An 18,826-nucleotide genomic window follows, 5' to 3' on the forward strand; every position below is an offset into this window, starting at 1 on the left:
TGTAACGATTAATATAAAGCTAACCGCATTATCGCGTTCTTTAGATATCAATATGTTTAAGTGTCATTGTGATAAAAAATAAAAAATGTAAAAGAGAAGTAAAGGGAGGTATGATGAATGAAAACAATTCGTTGTCACCGTGCATTTGGAGTCTATGGCTTATTAATGAAAGAGGATGCTTTACTCGTCATCGATAAAAATGGTGGACCGTACATCAATCGCTATGATTTACCAGGGGGTAGCCTAGAAGAAGGGGAGACGCTCGCTACGGCGATGCGCCGTGAGTTTACGGAAGAGACAGGGCTTGAGGTAGAGCTCGAACGACAGATCGGCGTCGCTGACTTCAAGCTCCCGTGGGACTGGCGGGAGTTCGATGAAGTCCATCATATCGCCGTCTTTTATCTCGTTCGACAGACCGGTGGAACGCTTGGCATTCCCGAGCAATTCGTCGGACAAGACTCACTCGGTGCGCGTTGGGTCAAGGCGAGTGAAGTTTCAATCGACAATGCGTCACCGCTCGTACTTGAAGCATTCCGCTGGATTGAGGAACAACAACTCGATCTTGAGGCACGACACTTTTCGAATTGGGATGTCTTAAAATGAATCGAAGCGCTCTTCGCATGCGGAGAGCGCTTTTTCATGTTCAATTGGCTAGCGCAGCGTCGAGTCGTCGTTTTTGATGCCGGTGATGCGCGAGATGGTACGAGACGAGGGCATACCACTCGGCAGCGTTCAACCAGCCCATCCCACCGTGTTTCGTCTTTTGATCAACGGGTGTCGACTGAGCAATCGTTGCGAGCGTTACGTGACGATCAATCAGTTGCAACCAACGTGTCCGTAATTGTTCAACCTGATCCGTCTCATCCGGTGGTGCGTTCATCGCATCCGGTAACCGGATCGGTGTCGCTGGAAATGCACCAGCAGCAAATAACTGTTCGCCGAACGGTGACTTTCCGGACGTGGTCACGGGTGCGAACCGGCACGACTCGACTTCATCCAAATACTCATGACTGACGATAATCAAATGATCGTACATTTGACTAATCGACCACGTGTCATGGTCGAGATGATGAATCAACGCCTCCGGCTCATAGCGATCAAGTTCTTGTAGATAATAGGTGAATAGTTCGTTCATCCTGTCACTCCTCTCAAAAAATATCTTCTTTACTCTTTTCGAACAATCCTCGAGTTCTTCCTGTCATATTTCTTAGAAAGGAGGAATCACCATGCAAGCTCCATATCTTCCGGTTCCCCATACGCTCTTACGGAGCGGGACGGCATTTGCGTCCGTCCATGAAAAAATGATCTACCTGATCCTTGAAAGCTTCAGTGGTCAAGATGGTCAAGCATTTCCGTCCTATCAGACGATTGCCGATGCTGTTCCGTGCAGTAAATCGACAGTCAAGTCGTGTATCCAGTCCTTGATCGCAAGTGGTCGGATCGAGAAAGTCGAACGGTTCACGAAACACGGAGGACAGACCTCGAATGCTTATCGTGTCCTGCCCCATGTCGATACGCCATCCCCGGCGAGTCACGAGACGACTGCCCCCGAGACTTCTGCTGACTCCGAAGAAGAAGTCTTGAAGAAGACATCTTTAAAAAAGGAACTGGTGCAGCAGTATGAGTCGAATCTCGGAAAGGTGTCACCACGAATCGAACAAGAGTTGCTGTTGCTTGCGAACGAACATCCAATCGAGCGAATCCAGTACGCAATTGAAGAAGCGGGGCGGGCGAACAGTCGTCATTTCGGTTATATCGAACAGGTCGTTAAGCGCCTTGCAACCGGATCCGCGACAGAACGTCCGAATCAAGTAACCAAACGTTCGAGAAGGAACAATTCATTATTTCAATTACCGAATTGGATAGAACGTGAAAAAGAAGCACAACGCGCTTACGAGGCAAAACAACAGGAACGACAAGTCATTCCTGACGATGACGAAATTGCTGCTTTATTACATACATTGACCAGGGAGGGAGCCTGATGCAACTAGAAGAATTACTGCGACGCGCGAATCAAAAACTAACCGTTCCCGGCATGCATCCGTCGGTCGTCCGGATTGCCCGTGACGTGATTCAAGAGCTGTATCCGCATGGAATCAAACTCGGTATAGCCCAAAGTTTTCGGAGCATCGCGGAACAGAACGCGTTATACGCAAAAGGACGGACGACCCAAGGACCGATCGTGACGCAAGCCCGTGGTGGACAATCAAACCATAATTTTGGTGTTGCAATTGACGTCTTCCTTTACGAAGATGGTGCATTATTTCTTTCTCCACCGGACGCGCGACTTCGTCGAATCGTTGCGGCAATGAAACGGCGCGGAATGGACTGGGGAGGCGATTGGTCCCGTTTTCCCGATTATCCACATTTTGAATTGTACGATCATGTCAGTCTTGCGCGGCATCACGTGCCAAAACCAGGACACTATCTACGCGAACGAATTCAAGCACCGGAACTCGTCCGAGCGATTGAGAAGCGATTGGGTCTGATGGTGACAGGAATCTTTGATATACGTTTGACGCGAGCCATCCAAGCGTTCCAGCAGACATCTCGACTTGTGGTTGACGGGATTGTTGGACCGCAAACATGGCGTCGTCTCTTTCCGGTGTCACCATGATTCGTTTTCAAGCATGGCTCCGCCTCATGATACCGCTCTATGTCTTTCTAGAGTTATTTTTACCGACGCTCGGATTTACCGCTTTACCGGTGTCATCGAATGACGTCGAACGATTCGTGACCGGCCTGGTTGGGGTAATCGGTTTGTTCGTCGCTTGGTGGAAGAATAACGACGTGACCGAGCGGGCATTAAGACGACGTCAGTCGCAAGAACAGCTGGAAAACACATCCTTAACCGATTGAACGGTCGGGAAGCGTTTGGATTGTGTCAGCAACGGGCATTATTTCATACAAATGACTAATTGTTTGACTTCAAGATACTGATAGAAGAAATTGACTTTAGTCAAGTAGATAGAGAAAGAAAGGTCGGTCTTCTTGTGAAATGGTCAACGTTGCAACGGTATTTGTTTTTGGCACTCTGTGCGCTTTTATTTACAAGTGTTTGGAGCTATCAAGCTTTCCTAAAAATCGAACGAGAAAACGCCCGTATCTTAAAAGAAGCTATTCCGATCTCGACGGAAGCAGCAGAACTGTTTCCAGCGTTGTTGAATCTAGAACTCAGTGTCCGGAGTTACATCCTTTCACCGAACAAAACGGATCTAGCACAGTATGAACGGACGATTAATCAGCTGGATCAAACGATCACGCGGCTGAACCGGCTAGATGCGAACCATCCCATCATGCGAAAACTCGTTCGGACGGAGGCAATTCCCCGTATCGAGACGGCGACGCAGTTTTACGACACGCAATTTGAACTCGTCAAGGACGGTGACAGAGCTTCAGCAGAGGCAAGACGATATCAAGGAATGCAGTTCATCGAAACGTTCCGACCGATTGATGCCCGTTTGCGAACAGACGTCAACCGAATCATTGCGGAAGCAACACAACGCTCCGAGCAAGCATCGAGTGCTGCGAAATGGGTTATCGTTGTCGTCGCGAGCATCGCTGTTCTTGTTTTGATTGCCTTCATCCAGACGTTTCGAATGGAACGTAGCAAACAAGTCTTGATTCATCGTTCCTTGCATGATGCATTGACTGGCATCCCGAATCGGCGAGCGTTCGATGAACGATTGGAGAAGCTTCTCGAAGAAGCCAAACAAGAGCAGACACCGCTCTCCTTAATACTGATTGATGTCGATGCCTTCAAGTCCTACAATGACACGTATGGTCACTTAAAAGGGGATGAATGTTTGAAGGAAGTGGCTCGCGTCTTAAAACGGCAGGCTCGGCATGGACAAGTCGCACGATACGGAGGAGAGGAGTTCACGGTTTTACTGACGCGTGGCATAGAAGAAACCCGTCATATCGCAGAACGGATTCGACAGGACATTCTTGATTTGAACATCACACACGAGCAGTACGAACCCCTTTGCCGGGTCAGCGTCAGTCTTGGCTTGACGTCACTTGTACCCGAAGAACAGACGACAGAGAAGGAAATCATCGACCAAGCCGATCAAGCACTGTATCGAGCGAAAGAGAACGGACGGAATCAGATTGGGGACTTGGCAGGGTGAATACGATAAAATCCCCCGCGTGAGTGTTTGCTTCTCACACGGGGGATTTTTCATTTCATTGTAAGATGACGCAATACGATCGATCGGAAATGAGAGGCGCCGATATGACATAAACCGTCCTGACAGGTTCACCACCGACACGCGCATTAAGTTGTGTGAGCTGGGAACGAATCTTACGGCTTAAGCCATATCGTAATTCAGTACTGAGCTCATCAACATCTTCCTGTACGTGCAAGAGAAGTTGAAACGGTTCAAGCGAAAAGATTGAAAAATCACAGGAAATCCGTGGATCCTCGAATTTTTCATTCAATTCCTTCTTAATGTAATAGGCTTCTTGTGCACTAATCAACTTTTCTCACCTCACTCTCCTGATAAATCAACTCTTTCTCTACTATAGTCTATATTACCCATTTTTCTGGCAACTAATCGTCTGATTTTGAAAAAAAGTCAATCCGAATTTTGAAATCATCCAAAATCTATTTTCAAGAAATCCTCTTAAACTCCGCCAAAAAAACGCCAAGCTTCAATGAGCAAGGCGGAAGGAGAGAAAAATTCAAGATATCGAAGACTGGACATGGCATTTTTTTAAATATTGTTCCATAGCTTGGACGAAGAAGGTCAGTTGATGAGTGGAGATGACGGGTACCTTTCCGTACCGCACTTCAAAATAAAGCGGATCAACAGGTGACGGAAAAGCGATTCGCTCGAACCATTCCGTCACGGTCTCATGTGTCCTGCGCTGTAACGAAAGCGGAAGTTGCTCATTAAAACGAACGAGTTGTTTTCGAATCGAGTCAGCAGGTAGGTCTTTTGTCTCATAAACGAAAATCGGGAAGCGTGGTGGAAGTACATGACCCGATGCATCAAGTCGCGGACGACGCAACCACTGGAGATAGTGCCATAAAAACCAGCTACAAAACAGGAGAACGAGACATAAGATGAGAAGATAAGGAGGTGTCGTCACCGAAGAGTCAAAACCGGTCCGGAACCAAGGAGTAGGTGGATCGGCTTCACTAATCGTGACAGTACTTCCGTCTCCGCCGTATGAGGTTCCTTCCTCGACTGCACTAAACATCGATGCTTTCGGACCACAGCGATCAATGCAGTATGTATTTGTTGCTGGATCGATTCGTCCAAGCAGTGATGTATAGAATGACGGGACGAATTGTTGGATGGCAAGCAGTAGAAGACAGACGATTGGAATAAGAAGCAACAGGCGAGTGCGGAGCGTTTGCACGATAGGGACACCTCCTTTGACGAGTACGTTTAACAGACGTTCGCTACACAGTATAGCAAAAGTGGAGATGGAATATTTTGATTTTTTCAAAAAATAGTCATTGATTTAGAAAGGAATGGATAGTATGGATTTACGATCGAGTTACCAAAAAGCGACAAAACGATTGGATGGACACGGAAGTCGAACCATCGGAATATTACAAGAAGCGTTGCAAACCGTTTCTGCCGATCAACCAAGCGATATGTATGGAAATGGCGAATTGATTAAAACGTTTGAACGTAAGATAGCAGACTTACTCGGGCACGACGATGCGATCTTTTTTTCGAGCGGTACGATGGCGCAACAAATTGCGTTACGGATCTGGTCTGATGAACGGAATAATCGTAAGGTTGCCTACCATCCCCTTTGTCACCTCGAGATTCATGAGCAGGATGGGTTGAAGGAATTACACGGGATTAAACCAGTACTAGTCGGAGAAGTCGATCGCTTAATGACGATAGACGACGTCAAAGCCTTGCCGGACGTCAGCTGCCTGTTACTCGAACTGCCACAACGCGAACTCGGCGGACTGCTTCCGTCGCGTGAGGAACTTGAAATCATTTGTGCATATGCACGGGAACAAGGAATTCGTCTGCACTTGGATGGGGCACGCTTACTTGAAATCTTACCGTACTATGAGGCATCGGCAAAAGAAATCGCAGAGTTATTTGACAGTGTCTATATCTCTTTTTATAAAGGTCTTGGCGGCGTCGCAGGAGCGATCTTAGCCGGACCGGAAGCATTTTGTCGCGAGGCTCGCATCTGGAAACGTCGCTATGGCGGTGATTTGATTAGTCTCTATCCGTATATTCTATCCGCGGATCATTATTATGAACAACGAAAAGACCGGATGGCGGAGTACTATGTAGCCGCAAAAGCACTAGCGAGCAGCTTGAATGCGATACCAGGCATCTCGACTCGTCCCCTTGAGCCGGTCTCAAACATGTTTCATCTTTACTTTGAGGCAGATAAAGCAGTCGTCGAGGAAAAATTGATTGAAATCCAGTTGCACGGAAAAGTTGGTATCGCCGGCTATCTTGTAAAGAAAGAAAAAGGCTGCGCAACGGAAATCAATATCGGCGATAGTTTTCTTGCATTGACGACTGACGAACGCGAAAGCGTCTTTCGTCAATTGACGGAGGCGTTCTCAGAGGATTGAATGACATCAGGAGCGGGAATCGTAGGATGGAGGCGACGATAGGTGTCGACTTTTTCTGCGATCATCCCCTCCGTTTCTTGTAATGCTGCCAGTTGAGCTAAGACGTTTGCATGGTGTGCTTCAAGCAACGCAAGGCGTTCGCGGGTCGTATCCTGCTCGCCGTGAGCAAGAAACAGTGACACATACGTACGGATTTGCTCGATCGGCATATGCGTTTCACGTAAGCGGAGGACAAATCGAAGCCACGTCACGTCTTGGTCGTCATAACGTCGTTGGCCATTCTGGCGCTTCGGAAAGAGTAATCCTTCTTTCTCATAATAGCGAATCGTATGGGCACTCGTCATCGTCAGTCGACTGATTTCAGAAATCGTATACATGAATCTCACCTTTCTGCTTGACTTAGAGTTCACTCTAAGGATTAGACTCTGACTATACCAAATCGAAAAGGGGATATGCTAGATGAAGTACACGGTCATTACAGGAGCAAGTTCAGGAATTGGGTATGAGACGGCAAAACTACTCGCAGGAAAAGGAAAGTCACTCGTCCTCGTCGCGCGCCGGACGTCAGAGCTCGAAAAACTTCGAGATGAAGTCAAACAGATTTCACCAGACAGTGATGTCATCCTCAAGTCGATCGACCTTTCTGATAACCAAAACGTTCATGATCTTTATGAAGGCTTAAAAGAACTTGAAATTGAAACATGGATCAATAATGCTGGATTTGGTGATTTTGATCTCGTCCAGGACATCGATCTCGGAAAAATCGAGAAGATGCTCCGCTTGAACATCGAGGCATTGACGATTTTGTCGAGTCTGTTCGTCCGCGACCATCATGATGTCGAAGGAACGACGCTCGTCAATATCTCGTCAGCTGGCGGCTACCGGATTGTACCGAACGCCGTCACGTACTGCGCGACGAAGTTCTATGTCAGTGCCTATACGGAAGGACTCGCGCAAGAACTGCAAAAAGGCGGCGCAAAACTCCGGGCGAAAGTGCTCGCACCAGCTGCGACCGAGACAGAGTTCGCCGATCGTTCGCGCGGGGAAGTAGGGTTCGACTACAGCAAGAACGTCAAGAAATATCATACGGCAGCAGAAATGGCAGGCTTCCTGCATCAGTTAATCGAAAGTGATGCAATCGTCGGGATTGTCGACGGTGAGACGTATGAATTCGAATTGCGTGGTCCATTGTTCAATTACGCAGGATAAAAACTAAGTAAGGTCCCTTTTCAAATGAAAAAGGGACCTTATTTATGTAAGCATAATTTATACGAATTTCATGAATGCATCAAAAAAAGACATCAATTACTTATTTTTTTAAAGATTTTTTTCGCTAACTTCCATACGACATAGACGACTGCGCCGATGATCAAAAGATTTATCAGAGCGCCGAAAATCATGAATTGTTCCACGATTCAACCACCTTTCTACACTTTTTTAGAGGCGTAAGCATCTTATTTACGTGAGAACCTCAAGCCTATAAAGAATAACGCCATTAGAACTATTGCAATGTTCACGGCTAATGTTAATCGCTCATTATCAATCACTCGACCATTTAAGAAGTTCAAAGTAAGAACAATCAACATAAATAACAATAAAAAGTATTTTATGGATTTTTTTATCATAAATGACTTCCTTTTTTTGTGTTCTTCTATTAGTTTATACATATCGACATTTTAAAAACAAGGAGAATGTCTAATACGAAGAATGACACAGAAACGATTCTCAGGAGTGATGAAATGAAACGAACCTTTATATCGATTACGTTATTGATGATTTTAGGATTGGGCATCATCGGTGCTTCAGCCTATAAGTCGTTGTACTATGATGAAAAACAAGAGGTTACTCAGTCAATCAATCACTATCTGAAGCGACATGGATATATGGTACATGTGAAGAACAAAGAAATTCGCTATGATACGAGCACAGGTGAATTCTTCGCACGCGTCGTGTTCGAAGATGAACCGAATAATGAATATGAGATTTATCAATCGGGATCGAGTCACATTGAAGTTACGGGATATAAAGACGGCGTACAGATTACGAACAAACAAGAAGGACGGTATATTTCAAAGGATTGACAACACGTTAAATCCATTGAAGAAACGAGGTGATAGAATGAAAAACATGATCTTTTTAGGAAGCGTCGTTGCTCTACTAACGGTACTTTTTTCACTTCATTACGGAGTACACCTTATCGATGATACAACGCTTAAAATATCTCTGTTGATTTCGCTAATCGTTGTATTGATTGCGCGGAAGAAATGGAAGATTGCGTTTACTACAGCGGAATGATTTTGAGAGTGTATGAAGGATTGGGAGAGATAAAGGATGAATGAGAATGAATTCTTTGACTGGAAAATCAGCTTGGATGATGAACTATATGCCGTCATTGATGAGAAGGCGAGAAAAATGGTAGTCATGGGAAACTTCATCGAACTAACTGCAGTCTTGTGGTTGGATCAAAAAGGCACACTGCAATTAAAGCCGACGTGGGATTGTGTCATATCCATCGATGATGCTGCAAAACAGATTACGATCCGCTCGGCAGAATCATTGAACATGAAAGAAGAATGTTAAGTTACCAAAAACGAGTCCATTCACGAAATTCGTGGAGAGGCCTCGTTTTTGATTTGAAAAGACAAGTTACTTTAATTCATGTTGACCAGGGACAGTCACTTCAACATTATGCTGGTCGTATACGGTCGTCAGTACATGCCCCTCAATGATTTCATAGTAGTATGTATGATCCAGTTCATTCGTGTATGTGATTTTCATCTCATATCTTCCAGTTTTTGAATCATAGACCGTTTCTTTTTTAGAGATATCCTGATCGTATCCTGTTTCAGCCAACAAACGTTCAATCTTGATTTCCGTAATCACCTTAGATCCTAATCGATACGTTGGATAGGCGGCAATTAGCATGACGAGAACGACAAGGGTATAGACTAGTGGACGTACTTCTTTTTTCATGCAATCACTTCCCTTCAATTTGATGGTATAGATATAAAAGTCGTTTGAAAAAGGTCGCTCGTCTGCGTCATTTAACGAAATCGAATTATTTGTATCAAACGAATCATGGTAGAAAGAAGAAGATACAAAGCGGACGCGGTCATTAATACCAAACAGATATATATCAGAAATGTGTTCAGATTAAAAAATTGTGAGTTTAGATAAATGGAGAATCCGACTAAAACATCATCGATGTAATCTAAAGCTAATCCGGCATCGATCATGTGTTGTTTTTTGAGATGCTGATATGTAACGTAGCTTTCCCGCTGATGAAAATAACCGATGTAGGTATAGGTAGCGGCTAAAATGATCGTAGTCATCAAAGAGAGGGGACGAGCGTCAATCAAATAAAAAAGAACGATGATTCCTAATACGATAAGTGGAAGCAGGAAAACGATGATGTAAGCAAATAAAATTCCTGGATTGCCGTTTCCGCTGATCTGATGAGAACTTACTTCAAATCCATGTCCTGCCCAGAAGAAAAAAGCACAAATCGTTATTAACACTAACAAGACAATCTGTAACTGTTTCAAACGGTTCATTTGCTGACTCCCTCCATAAAAAAACGTCTATGTATAGTATTACATGTTTCTCTGATTTCATAGTGTGGGATTTCAGTGATAAGGGATATCGGAAATTTACTTTTCAATCATTCTCCTTTCGCAAACGGACGCATCGCATGTTACGGGACTTGATCTCTTCGAAGACAATGGTTCGTTCTGCGACGCTTCGTAATCGACAAGCCATTCAAGCAAACCGAGCGACGATTCAGCTAGCCAATCTGAATCACTTGAAGTTAGTGCATGAGACGGTCGAAGGTATTTATAGTATTCGTACGATCTATTTTTGGGAATCCGTCGATCGAACGCTTCAAGAAATGTATCGAGCCTTACGACCAGGCGGACGATTCGTTTTAACATACTGTGATGGAAAAGCAGGGGAAGAGGGGGAAGAACTACATGAGCGGATCGAACGGGAATTCATCCCGCTTGCAAACAAAATGGGATTCGAATCAGTCATTTTGAAACGTGGACCAGTCATTCGTTCGTTTCATACGGTAGCGCTTGTGGGATATAAAGGATGAGCCCGTTGACCAAAGAACAGTGGCACGTTATAATTCAAATAGACGTTTGAATGAAAGGTAAAAGGGGGCAATGTCATGGCACATGATCATCATCACCATCATCATACGGACAATAAAAAGGTACTCGGCCTGTCGTTCCTGATCATTACTGTGTTCATGATCGTCGAGGTCATCGGCGGGATTTGGACGAACAGTTTGGCATTGTTATCAGACGCCGGGCACATGTTAAGTGATTCGATTTCACTTGCGATTGCCCTGTTAGCCTTCCAGTTCTCGAGTCAAGCACCGGATGCGAACAAGACGTTCGGTTCAAAACGCTTTGAAATCTTAGCCGCAATCCTAAATGGCGTGACGCTGATTGTCATCGCTCTCTATATTTTCATTGAAGCCATTCAACGCTTCATCGATCCACCCGCTGTCGCAACGACGGGGATGCTGATCATTAGTGTCCTCGGGTTGCTCGTCAATATTTTAGTTGCCTGGATCATGACACGCGGTGGTGGGCACGAACATAACCTCAACATGCGCGGTGCGTATCTGCACGTCTTAAGCGACATGCTCGGATCGGTCGGTGCGATTGTAGCCGCCTTGCTGATCCTATTCTTCGGTTGGGGATGGGCGGATCCACTTGCGAGTATCATCGTAGCGATCCTCGTCTTACGGAGCGGTTATTACGTGACGAAGGCGTCCGTTCACGTCTTGATGGAAGGAACGCCGAGTGATGTCGACATTGATGAGGTCGTTTCGACGATTCAGACGAACGAAGCCGTTCTCGGACTACATGATCTACACATCTGGTCGATCACGAGTGGTTATAACGCGTTATCGTGTCACGTCGTCGTCAAGGAGAACATGACCGTCCGGGAGTCGGAGTCGATTCGCGAACAGATTGATCACGACTTAAAACATGTCGGCATTAACCACGCGACCATCCAGGTCGAGACGGATCAACACGCACATGGCAATACGTTGTATTGTGACGGCAAACACGAATCGCATACGCATTAAAAAACGAGCACTCGTCCAAAGTCGGACATGTGCTCGTTTGCTTATGCTCAAATGATCGGCACCGTTGGTAGAAACAGCGTCGCGAACAGACTGATACTCAAGAACATCGAGTATCCGAAAAAGGTCGTTTTGGCATTTCCAGCAGCTCGGTTACCTAAGTACATGAAAAAGACGATGGATAAGAACGTCAAACCCGTCAATACGGACGAGTGGTGTTGATCCGGCGAAGGAGCAAGCGACTGGACAAGATGCGCGAGACCAAGCGGCAGGACAATCAAAAGAAAGTAGTAGCCTAGACGTGCCTCAGACGGGACGTCGACCTGTTCCTGTTCGGTTTCATAGTCATAACGCGTTTGCGTTTTCATGGATCTTCACCTCCCTATGCGTTTTAGTATAGCGAATGAACATGTCGGCTCTGTTACAGATGGGTAAGAATGCCTTAACAGACGATGACGATGTGATGACGAAAAAAGAATGGGCAGCAATTGAGAAAAATTGTAAGATGAACAAGAAGTCGTTTTAGGAAAGGAATAAAGCATCATGTCACGTGCGTTTCGTTTTATGTATGTCTCCGATTTGTTATCGACTGTCGGGACGAGTTTTGTTTATATTGCGATTTACTGGTTGAGCGCGGAACAGATTAGTGCTTCCGGTGTCGCCTTGCTTGCAACAGGTGTGTTTTTGATTCGTTTTCTCGTCTCAACGTTCGTTGGACCGTGGATTGACCGTTTCGTCAGCGCATCGTTGTATCAAACGTCCTTACTCATTCGCTTGCTAGCGCTTGGTATTACGTTAGTGGGAATCGGTCTGACAGACGTCGTCTTACCGTGGTTACTTTGCTTGCTCGTCGTTCAGACGATCCTGCAAATCGTTGGTGGAAATGCTGTCTTCACGTGGGTCGTTGATCTAGTCGAAGATGACCAATTGCCGCAAGCGAATGCCTATCTCGCAACAATCGAACGGATCGGGACGTTAAGCGGATTCTTACTTGGTGGGATGATGGTTGCCCACTTCTCGATTGCGAGTATCTTGTGGCTCGATCTGGGACTGCATCTCGTTGCCTGGTTGCTCGTCCGACACATGACGGGACAGGTCGCAGAAGGAGCGCGTGTCGGATCGTACCGCGAAGCGTTACTCGAAGGGATTCATTACGTCGCGTGTGACGGTCGCTTAAAATGGATCCTTGGTTGTGCGATCCTTGCGAACTGGATGATCACACCGATGAATACTTTACTTGCACCATATGCCAAGGATGTCTTGTCGGGAAATGCCCAGACGTTTTCTGCACTCGAACTGGCGACGGTGATTGGGGGGATCACGATGTCGCTCCTTTACGGCAAGTGGGTCGTCTCGATCAGACAGGATAAGCTGTTTCGGATCGCAGTCGTACTGCAAGGACTCGCGATTGCAATCGTTGCTTATATGTCGTCCGTGCCCCTTGCGATTGGCGGATTCGTTTTACTCGGCATGGCGCTGACATTGTTCGGGATTCCGTTTGCGACATTGTTACAACGCTCGACGCCTGCGCACTTGCTTGGACGGGTTCGAACGGCGATGGTCGCAACATCAACGGCGTGTTCTGCACTCTGTTACGGATTATCATCGTACTTGACGTCGCTCTTTAACATCTCATTTGTTTTCCTACTGTTTTCCTTAAGTGGTCTCGTGTTGACAGCTATCTGGTTACTCATTCATCGTAACGTTTCCTTTACCGAGGCACGACAGGACAAGGTCGGATGAAATATCCGCCTTGAGGTGGAGGTAAGCGGTTTCGCGCTTATATACACTAGAGATAGAAATGAACGATGAGGAGTGGAGTCGATGGAGAGTTTATGGATCACGGCATTATTGTTTTTGATTCCGATCAGTGGGATGACGGTCTTTTTGAATGTACTATGGCGTCGAATGGCAACGGAAGGCGTTTCGGAGTAATCATGAACTAAACAGTGCGCCTGCTTACCGAGATTAGATCGGATAGCAGGCGCTTTTTTCATTTGAGTCATGACTGGTCGTAGAAGAATAACCTCAGATTCGTTAATTCAGCGATTCGCGTGTAAACTGAAGTAGCAAGTGGTTTTATGATTTTTTCGATCGAAACTAAGGGGGATGAATCACAATGAAAGCAATCATTACAGGCATGAACGGAACGGTGGCACCCGTCGTTGCGGACGTCTTAGCAAAGCACGATATCGAGACAGTCGCGTGGGATCGGACGAAAGTCTCAACGACTGACGAGTCTCAGATGCGGACGTTTTTAGAAACGGAACGACCGGATTATTTCCTACATATTGGGATGGGGTCCGTCAGTTGGACGGAAGCGCTCGTCCGTTTGTGCCAGGAATATCAGATTCCGTTCTTCTTCACGAGTACGGTGTCTGTCTTTTCGGACGACGTGCCGGCACCGATTGACAAGGACGCTGTACCGGATGCGACCGATGAGTATGGTGCCTATAAGATTGCTTGCGAGCAAGCGATTCAAGCAATTGATCCTCAAGCAAAAATCGTCCGAATCGGCTGGCAGATCGGGACGGAGGCAGGTTCGAACAACATGGTCGACTTCTTTACGAACGAGATGAACCAGCACGGCGTCATTCGGGCGAGTCGGAATTGGTATCCGTCGAGTTCAGTGCTTGAGGACACAGCTGAAGCGCTCGTTACGATTTTACTTGAACGCGAAGCGGGGCTCTATCAGTTGAACGGAAACGATCGTTATTCGATGTACGATTTAGCGCATGCCTTAAATACACTCCACGCGAAAAACTGGACGATTGAACCAGTCGATGAACCGCGCCGGGATAACCGGATGGCGACAGATGTCGTTTTGGTCCGTCCGTTGTCAGAACGATTGCCACTCTAATCAAACATCCCGCTCTACTTGACGTGTATCAAAGAGAGCGGGATGTTTTTTACTGCGTGACTGGCGTTTCCGCGGCAAAAGCGAGTGCCGGTCCAAAGATTTCGTAATGCAGTTTGTCCGAAGACGCCGTGAAGTGTTTAATGACGTATTGAATCATTGCTTCCGGACCACAGACGTATGTCGGATCCGTGATGCTTGCGATGACGTCTTTCGGTAGACGTCCCGCTTGATCCGTCGCCTGGTGCTCTGCGTAACGAATGACGCGAGCGCCACGCTGCTCAAGCAGGGCGAGTTGTTCTGTAAACGGACGATTGCGTTCATCTTGGACGGCGTGATGTAATGTCACGTCTCGTCCAGCAGCTAACGCTTCGTCTGCCATCGCAAGCATCGGTGTGATGCCGATTCCACCAGCAATTAGAACGACGGGTTCACCTGATGCATCAAGCGTGAAGGCACCTGCTGGCGCACTGATTAACACCGTATCACCGATTCGAGCTGCATGTAAGTAGTTCGAGACAATGCCTTCTCGTTTGACACCAATCGTATAAGTCGTCGTGTTTGATGCCGCCGTCAGACTGTATTGACGATTGTGCCATAAGCCATCTTGATCTTGAATCCGTATCGTGATGTATTGCCCTGCTCGATAATCAGGGAGCGGACTGTCCGTTTTGAAAGTCAGCGAGCGGATGCCGTCTGCTTGTTCCTGGATATCCGAAATCTTGACGGACTGATAACCGGAAAAGTCTTTCGCCTGTTCGTCCTGCGTGTATAGTTCGGCTTCGAGTGTGATGAACAAATCGGCAATCTTCCCGTACGCTTCACCCCACGCTTGCAGGATTGCAGGCGTTGCGGCTTCCCCTAAGACGTCTTGCATCGCTCCGAGTAATTCTTGACCGACGAGTGGATACATCTCCGGCTTGATTTGTAGACTCCGGTGTTTATGCAGCACTGGTAATAAGACTGGTTTTAACGTCTCGAGTCGATCGATGTGAGCAGCAGCGGCATAAACGGCTGTAGCGAGTGCTTGCGATTGTCGGTCACTCCGTTGATTCGATTGATTGAAGACATGTTTGAGTTCTGGATGAGCTTGAAATAAACGTTGATAAAAGACTTTCGTAATTGCGGCGCCATGCGATGCAAGGACCGGGACGGTTGATTGAACGATTTGAATGGTAGAGGTTGATAACATAAGACCACTTCCTTTTCACTAAGTAATGAACACAGTCTTAGTATTTCGTAGCCTCGTCATTAATACAACATTTAAAATACTAGATTAAAGAACTTCGTGCGTTTTGTCACAAGCAAGTCAAAATATCGACAAGGATTCGTCACGATTGATTGGATATCCAGAGCTTTGAGAAATCAAAATAACCGAATGAATCAATCGTGATATTTTGCAGCTCGATCGGATACGGAATTAGTCGTGTATCGTGATAGAACGGGATGAAATACGATTCGTTAATCAAGTAGCGTTCGATTGCTTGATGAATCGGAAGCCAGTCTTCGAACGGTGTTGTATCGTATTGTTCAATCCATGTCAGCATCTCGGGCATCTGCTGAAATAGCCGGATCGGTGGTGAAAAAGTATTCGTCATGAACTGATAGAAGGCGTACTGGACATTCCGCTCGAACACTTCGGCATGAATGGCGAGATCGATCGTATCGTAGACATGAAAATCCGTAATACTCTCTTCGAATCCGACTTCGACGAACTCATACGGAATCCCGTCCTGATCAAATCGCTGACAGAGCCAACGTGTTACTTTGTCCGTAAAATCAGTCAACTTGATCCGGATCGGTTGCGTGAACAAAACAGCAGGACCGTCCGGGACGGTATACGATGGACTATAGGACTCAAGAAAACCAGAGTCGTTCGGTTGTGTCCGCTCATGGAAGTCATGAATGCCATCACGGACTTCCGTGATGAGCCGGTGGATATAATGTCGCGCTGCTTTTGATTCAAACGGACCACCGGCGCGTGGATGGAGAAAGACGAGACCAAATCCGGACTGCGTCGCGATCGTATCAATCGGACTGGAGTCAGATGCTGATGTCCGGTAGACCGGATCGTATTGCTCCGGCATCTGGATGAACTCAATTCGGTCGAGCAGGGCGCGGATGCCAAAGTAATTCGGAAATGCCGTCAGAACGGTTTTCTTATCGTCATGTTGCGTGAGTTGAAATGGTCCCGTTCCAATGCCATCTTTGATGATGCTCGTATGAATCGAAGCGAGCTGCGGCAAAATCGAACTCCTGCGCTGATCGAGTGTGAGATCGACCCGGTACGGACCGTTCGAGACGATATGTTTGACGTGCCGATAGGAATAAGCGTAAGCCGGATAGGCGATCAAGGCACGCAGACTCTTCGTCACTTCCTTACTCGTCAGGAGCGAACCGTCATGAAAGCGGACGTCCTTACGTAAGAAGAGACTGAGCATCGGACCATTCCAGGCATAGTGATGTGCCAGTTCGCCTTGGATGTTGCCGTCGACGTCAATCGTAAACAAACGGTTGAAGACGTTTTGGACGAGGTGAGCACTATGAATGTCAGCTGCTTCTAACGGGTGTGTCGTCAAGAAGTTGCGTTTCCGAGGAATCAGCAAGGCGTCCGATGTCGTTTGCGTATAGCCAAACTTTCGCTCGAGTTGGCGCATGAAGCGTCCTGCTTGGGCCGGTGACCAGTCCCACGACAGTTCTTCCGTCACTGATTCGATCGAATCACGGTCGATCCGCTCGAGCATCCGTTTCGCATACTCCCGTTCGACGTGGCGTAACCAGACGAGTTCACTTAAGTTGCCCCGTCCGCGACCACTCGTGTAATTCATCCAGCCGTCTTCCTGCCATTTATTGAGATATCGTTTTGTTTGTTTAGGACTTAAATGGATCGCTTCCGCGAGTGTCGTGATCGGATAATGTCCATTTCGGCAAGTCTTCCATAACATAAAAAGATAAGCATCCATCGTACTTCTCCTCCTTAAAAGGGGACATCTTTTTTATATGACGTCCATTTTTATTATGTATTGTCTTGTTTATGATACAGCTAGAGAATGGAAGGTGACAATATGAAATGGAAAGAAATACCGAAACCAATTAAAGTACGTCTCATCACATCGTTTTTCAACCGGGCTGTCTCGTTTTCGATCATGCCGTTCATGGCTCTCTTGTTCGTCAAGGCATTCAACGAAGTCATCGCCGGTGCGTTTTTGATCGCGATGGTCTTCGTCAGCTTCATCACCAATCTACTCGGCGGATATCTCGCCGACCGCTTCTCTCGTAAACGCCTACTCGTCACGACATCTGCGCTCACGGCGTTGACGTTCATCACGATGGCGATCTCGTTGACGCTCGACTGGATGCTGCTGTTCATGGTCATCTACGCCGTCTTCTCGGTGACGAGTAATCTTGGTCGACCGGCAATGGGGGCGATCATCATCGATGCGACGACGAAGGAGAACCGCCAAGCGGTCTATGCGCTCGACTACTGGTTGGTCAATCTCTCGATCGCCATCGGAACAGCGCTCGGGGGCTGGCTCTACGTCAGCAATCAATTGCTGTTGTTTTGGATCTTGAGCTTTACGTCGTCCGTTTTACCGATCGCGTACTACCTGTTTCTCGACGACACACCGCGAACGTGGCAACGTCAGAAACTACGTGGTGTCATCACGGATATCTTTACAAGCTATCAACTCGCTTGGCGGGACCGTCCGTTCGTTAAGGTCGTCTTTGGTTCGATGTGTATCTTAGCGGCTGAGTTTTCGATGGGGAGTTACGTCGCCGTCCGCCTCGCTGATTCGTTTGAACCGCTATCGTTTGCCGGGTGGTCGATCAACGGGGTTCGGATGATGAGTATCATCAACATCGAAAATACGTTGCTCGTCGTCACGTTGACGTTCATCGTCCAGCGGCTTGCGAAGCGTCTGTCTACGCGCCGGACGCTCGCTGCAGGTCTGATGCTGTACACGATCGGTTACGTTGTCGTGACGAGTGCCAACAGTATGACGGCACTGATGCTTTTTATCTTCATCGCAACGATCGGCGAGTTGCTCTACTCCCCGGTCTTAAACACACAAAAAGCGAACATGATGCCGGCGGATCAACGCGGGGCGTACTCGGCCTTCGCCGGAACGTCATTCGCAGGAGCTGATTTGCTTTCTCGGTCGACGATTTTAGTTGGGACATTTTTAATCCCGTCGATGATGAGTGTTTACCTCGGATTGATCCTTTTGACGGGCTTCGGTTTAATCTATACAAGTCTGTTCGTGAAGGAATCGGTCGAACGACAGCGAAACGTATCTTAATA

At 46.9% G+C, this 18,826-nt stretch carries 23 protein-coding genes; 14 read left to right on the top strand and 9 right to left on the bottom strand.

Annotation, left to right across the window (positions count from 1 at the left end):
- Positions 1 to 117 precede the first annotated feature (117 nt).
- On the top strand, positions 118 to 603 hold the full coding sequence (locus ACY2IG_RS08020; RefSeq protein ID WP_056061164.1) for an NUDIX hydrolase: 486 nt from the start codon (positions 118 to 120) through the stop codon (positions 601 to 603).
- Positions 604 to 643: 40 nt separating this feature from the next.
- Here the strand turns inward: ACY2IG_RS08020 and ACY2IG_RS08025 are convergent, their stop codons facing one another.
- Complete coding sequence (locus ACY2IG_RS08025) at positions 644 to 1,135, bottom strand: DinB family protein (RefSeq protein WP_462618690.1); 492 nt, start codon at positions 1,133 to 1,135, stop codon at positions 644 to 646.
- 91 nt (positions 1,136 to 1,226) lie between these two features.
- On the opposite strand from ACY2IG_RS08025, the gene ACY2IG_RS08030 reads away from it, so the two are divergent.
- From ACY2IG_RS08030 to ACY2IG_RS08045, 4 genes are all read left to right on the top strand, one after another.
- Positions 1,227 to 1,982, top strand: coding sequence for a helix-turn-helix domain-containing protein (locus ACY2IG_RS08030; RefSeq protein WP_462618691.1), 756 nt, complete (start codon positions 1,227 to 1,229; stop codon positions 1,980 to 1,982).
- The gene (locus ACY2IG_RS08035; protein WP_290750126.1) at positions 1,982 to 2,617 is read left to right on the top strand and encodes a M15 family metallopeptidase; all 636 of its coding nucleotides are present in this window, start codon (positions 1,982 to 1,984) and stop codon (positions 2,615 to 2,617) included. Before ACY2IG_RS08030 ends, ACY2IG_RS08035 begins: the two co-directional genes overlap by 1 nt.
- Complete coding sequence (locus ACY2IG_RS08040; RefSeq protein WP_290750129.1) at positions 2,614 to 2,859, top strand: phage holin; 246 nt, start codon at positions 2,614 to 2,616, stop codon at positions 2,857 to 2,859. The genes ACY2IG_RS08035 and ACY2IG_RS08040 overlap by 4 nt, the downstream gene beginning before the upstream one ends.
- A 134-nt stretch (positions 2,860 to 2,993) precedes the next feature.
- Positions 2,994 to 4,130, top strand: a complete 1,137-nt coding sequence (locus ACY2IG_RS08045; protein WP_290774554.1) for a GGDEF domain-containing protein — start codon at positions 2,994 to 2,996, stop codon at positions 4,128 to 4,130.
- A gap of 55 nt (positions 4,131 to 4,185) precedes the next feature.
- On the opposite strand, the gene ACY2IG_RS08050 is transcribed toward ACY2IG_RS08045, so the two are convergent.
- Positions 4,186 to 4,479: a hypothetical protein gene (locus ACY2IG_RS08050; RefSeq protein ID WP_035408158.1), complete on the bottom strand. Its 294-nt coding sequence runs from the start codon at positions 4,477 to 4,479 to the stop codon at positions 4,186 to 4,188.
- Between the two features lie 204 nt (positions 4,480 to 4,683).
- On the bottom strand, positions 4,684 to 5,367 hold the full coding sequence (locus ACY2IG_RS08055; protein WP_290750139.1) for a hypothetical protein: 684 nt from the start codon (positions 5,365 to 5,367) through the stop codon (positions 4,684 to 4,686).
- A gap of 124 nt (positions 5,368 to 5,491) precedes the next feature.
- Between ACY2IG_RS08055 and ACY2IG_RS08060 the strand changes: the two genes are divergently transcribed.
- Positions 5,492 to 6,565: a threonine aldolase family protein gene (locus tag ACY2IG_RS08060; RefSeq protein WP_462618692.1), complete on the top strand. Its 1,074-nt coding sequence runs from the start codon at positions 5,492 to 5,494 to the stop codon at positions 6,563 to 6,565.
- On the opposite strand, the gene ACY2IG_RS08065 is transcribed toward ACY2IG_RS08060, so the two are convergent.
- Positions 6,535 to 6,942 (bottom strand): MerR family transcriptional regulator, encoded by a 408-nt coding sequence (locus ACY2IG_RS08065; protein WP_462618693.1) that lies wholly within the window; start codon positions 6,940 to 6,942, stop codon positions 6,535 to 6,537. The genes ACY2IG_RS08060 and ACY2IG_RS08065 overlap by 31 nt on opposite strands.
- Positions 6,943 to 7,024: 82 nt before the next feature.
- Here ACY2IG_RS08065 and ACY2IG_RS08070 point away from each other — a divergent pair, with 82 nt between their 5' ends.
- The 3 genes from ACY2IG_RS08070 to ACY2IG_RS08080 all read left to right on the top strand — a co-directional run bounded on the left by ACY2IG_RS08070 (position 7,025) and on the right by ACY2IG_RS08080 (position 9,145).
- The gene (locus tag ACY2IG_RS08070) at positions 7,025 to 7,774 is read left to right on the top strand and encodes an SDR family NAD(P)-dependent oxidoreductase (protein WP_035408149.1); all 750 of its coding nucleotides are present in this window, start codon (positions 7,025 to 7,027) and stop codon (positions 7,772 to 7,774) included.
- 530 nt (positions 7,775 to 8,304) lie between these two features.
- Positions 8,305 to 8,646: a DUF3139 domain-containing protein gene (locus ACY2IG_RS08075; protein WP_308101481.1), complete on the top strand. Its 342-nt coding sequence runs from the start codon at positions 8,305 to 8,307 to the stop codon at positions 8,644 to 8,646.
- 250 nt (positions 8,647 to 8,896) lie between these two features.
- The gene (locus ACY2IG_RS08080) at positions 8,897 to 9,145 is read left to right on the top strand and encodes a hypothetical protein (RefSeq protein WP_056061193.1); all 249 of its coding nucleotides are present in this window, start codon (positions 8,897 to 8,899) and stop codon (positions 9,143 to 9,145) included.
- A gap of 66 nt (positions 9,146 to 9,211) precedes the next feature.
- Here ACY2IG_RS08080 and ACY2IG_RS08085 read toward each other — a convergent pair whose 3' ends face one another.
- Both ACY2IG_RS08085 and ACY2IG_RS08090 read right to left on the bottom strand, forming a co-directional pair.
- On the bottom strand, positions 9,212 to 9,538 hold the full coding sequence (locus ACY2IG_RS08085) for a DUF3139 domain-containing protein (protein ID WP_214853536.1): 327 nt from the start codon (positions 9,536 to 9,538) through the stop codon (positions 9,212 to 9,214).
- A 71-nt stretch (positions 9,539 to 9,609) separates the two neighbouring features.
- Positions 9,610 to 10,119, bottom strand: coding sequence for a hypothetical protein (locus tag ACY2IG_RS08090; RefSeq protein WP_462618694.1), 510 nt, complete (start codon positions 10,117 to 10,119; stop codon positions 9,610 to 9,612).
- 137 nt (positions 10,120 to 10,256) lie between these two features.
- Here ACY2IG_RS08090 and ACY2IG_RS08095 point away from each other — a divergent pair, with 137 nt between their 5' ends.
- Together ACY2IG_RS08095 and ACY2IG_RS08100 are read left to right on the top strand one after the other, a co-directional pair.
- Positions 10,257 to 10,661 carry a class I SAM-dependent methyltransferase gene (locus tag ACY2IG_RS08095; protein WP_462618695.1) on the top strand — a complete coding sequence of 135 codons (405 nt, stop codon included), beginning with the start codon at positions 10,257 to 10,259 and terminating at the stop codon, positions 10,659 to 10,661.
- Between the two features lie 75 nt (positions 10,662 to 10,736).
- Positions 10,737 to 11,669: a cation diffusion facilitator family transporter gene (locus ACY2IG_RS08100; RefSeq protein WP_426273282.1), complete on the top strand. Its 933-nt coding sequence runs from the start codon at positions 10,737 to 10,739 to the stop codon at positions 11,667 to 11,669.
- A gap of 47 nt (positions 11,670 to 11,716) precedes the next feature.
- Here ACY2IG_RS08100 and ACY2IG_RS08105 read toward each other — a convergent pair whose 3' ends face one another.
- Positions 11,717 to 12,034, bottom strand: coding sequence for a hypothetical protein (locus ACY2IG_RS08105; RefSeq protein WP_023468204.1), 318 nt, complete (start codon positions 12,032 to 12,034; stop codon positions 11,717 to 11,719).
- A 175-nt stretch (positions 12,035 to 12,209) separates the two neighbouring features.
- On the opposite strand from ACY2IG_RS08105, the gene ACY2IG_RS08110 reads away from it, so the two are divergent.
- The gene (locus ACY2IG_RS08110; RefSeq protein ID WP_462618696.1) at positions 12,210 to 13,409 is read left to right on the top strand and encodes an MFS transporter; all 1,200 of its coding nucleotides are present in this window, start codon (positions 12,210 to 12,212) and stop codon (positions 13,407 to 13,409) included.
- Between the two features lie 376 nt (positions 13,410 to 13,785).
- Positions 13,786 to 14,526: a sugar nucleotide-binding protein gene (locus ACY2IG_RS08115; protein ID WP_462618697.1), complete on the top strand. Its 741-nt coding sequence runs from the start codon at positions 13,786 to 13,788 to the stop codon at positions 14,524 to 14,526.
- 49 nt (positions 14,527 to 14,575) lie between these two features.
- Here ACY2IG_RS08115 and ACY2IG_RS08120 read toward each other — a convergent pair whose 3' ends face one another.
- Together ACY2IG_RS08120 and ACY2IG_RS08125 are read right to left on the bottom strand one after the other, a co-directional pair.
- Positions 14,576 to 15,715, bottom strand: coding sequence for a globin domain-containing protein (locus ACY2IG_RS08120; protein ID WP_462618698.1), 1,140 nt, complete (start codon positions 15,713 to 15,715; stop codon positions 14,576 to 14,578).
- Positions 15,716 to 15,854: 139 nt separating this feature from the next.
- Positions 15,855 to 17,486, bottom strand: coding sequence for an ABC transporter substrate-binding protein (locus tag ACY2IG_RS08125; protein WP_462618699.1), 1,632 nt, complete (start codon positions 17,484 to 17,486; stop codon positions 15,855 to 15,857).
- 102 nt (positions 17,487 to 17,588) lie between these two features.
- Here ACY2IG_RS08125 and ACY2IG_RS08130 point away from each other — a divergent pair, with 102 nt between their 5' ends.
- Entirely contained in the window at positions 17,589 to 18,824 is a 1,236-nt protein-coding gene (locus ACY2IG_RS08130; protein WP_462618700.1) for an MDR family MFS transporter, read from the top strand.
- Positions 18,825 to 18,826: the final 2 nt, after the last annotated feature.

It is taken from the genome of Exiguobacterium sp. EF_C8 (assembly GCF_054956715.1).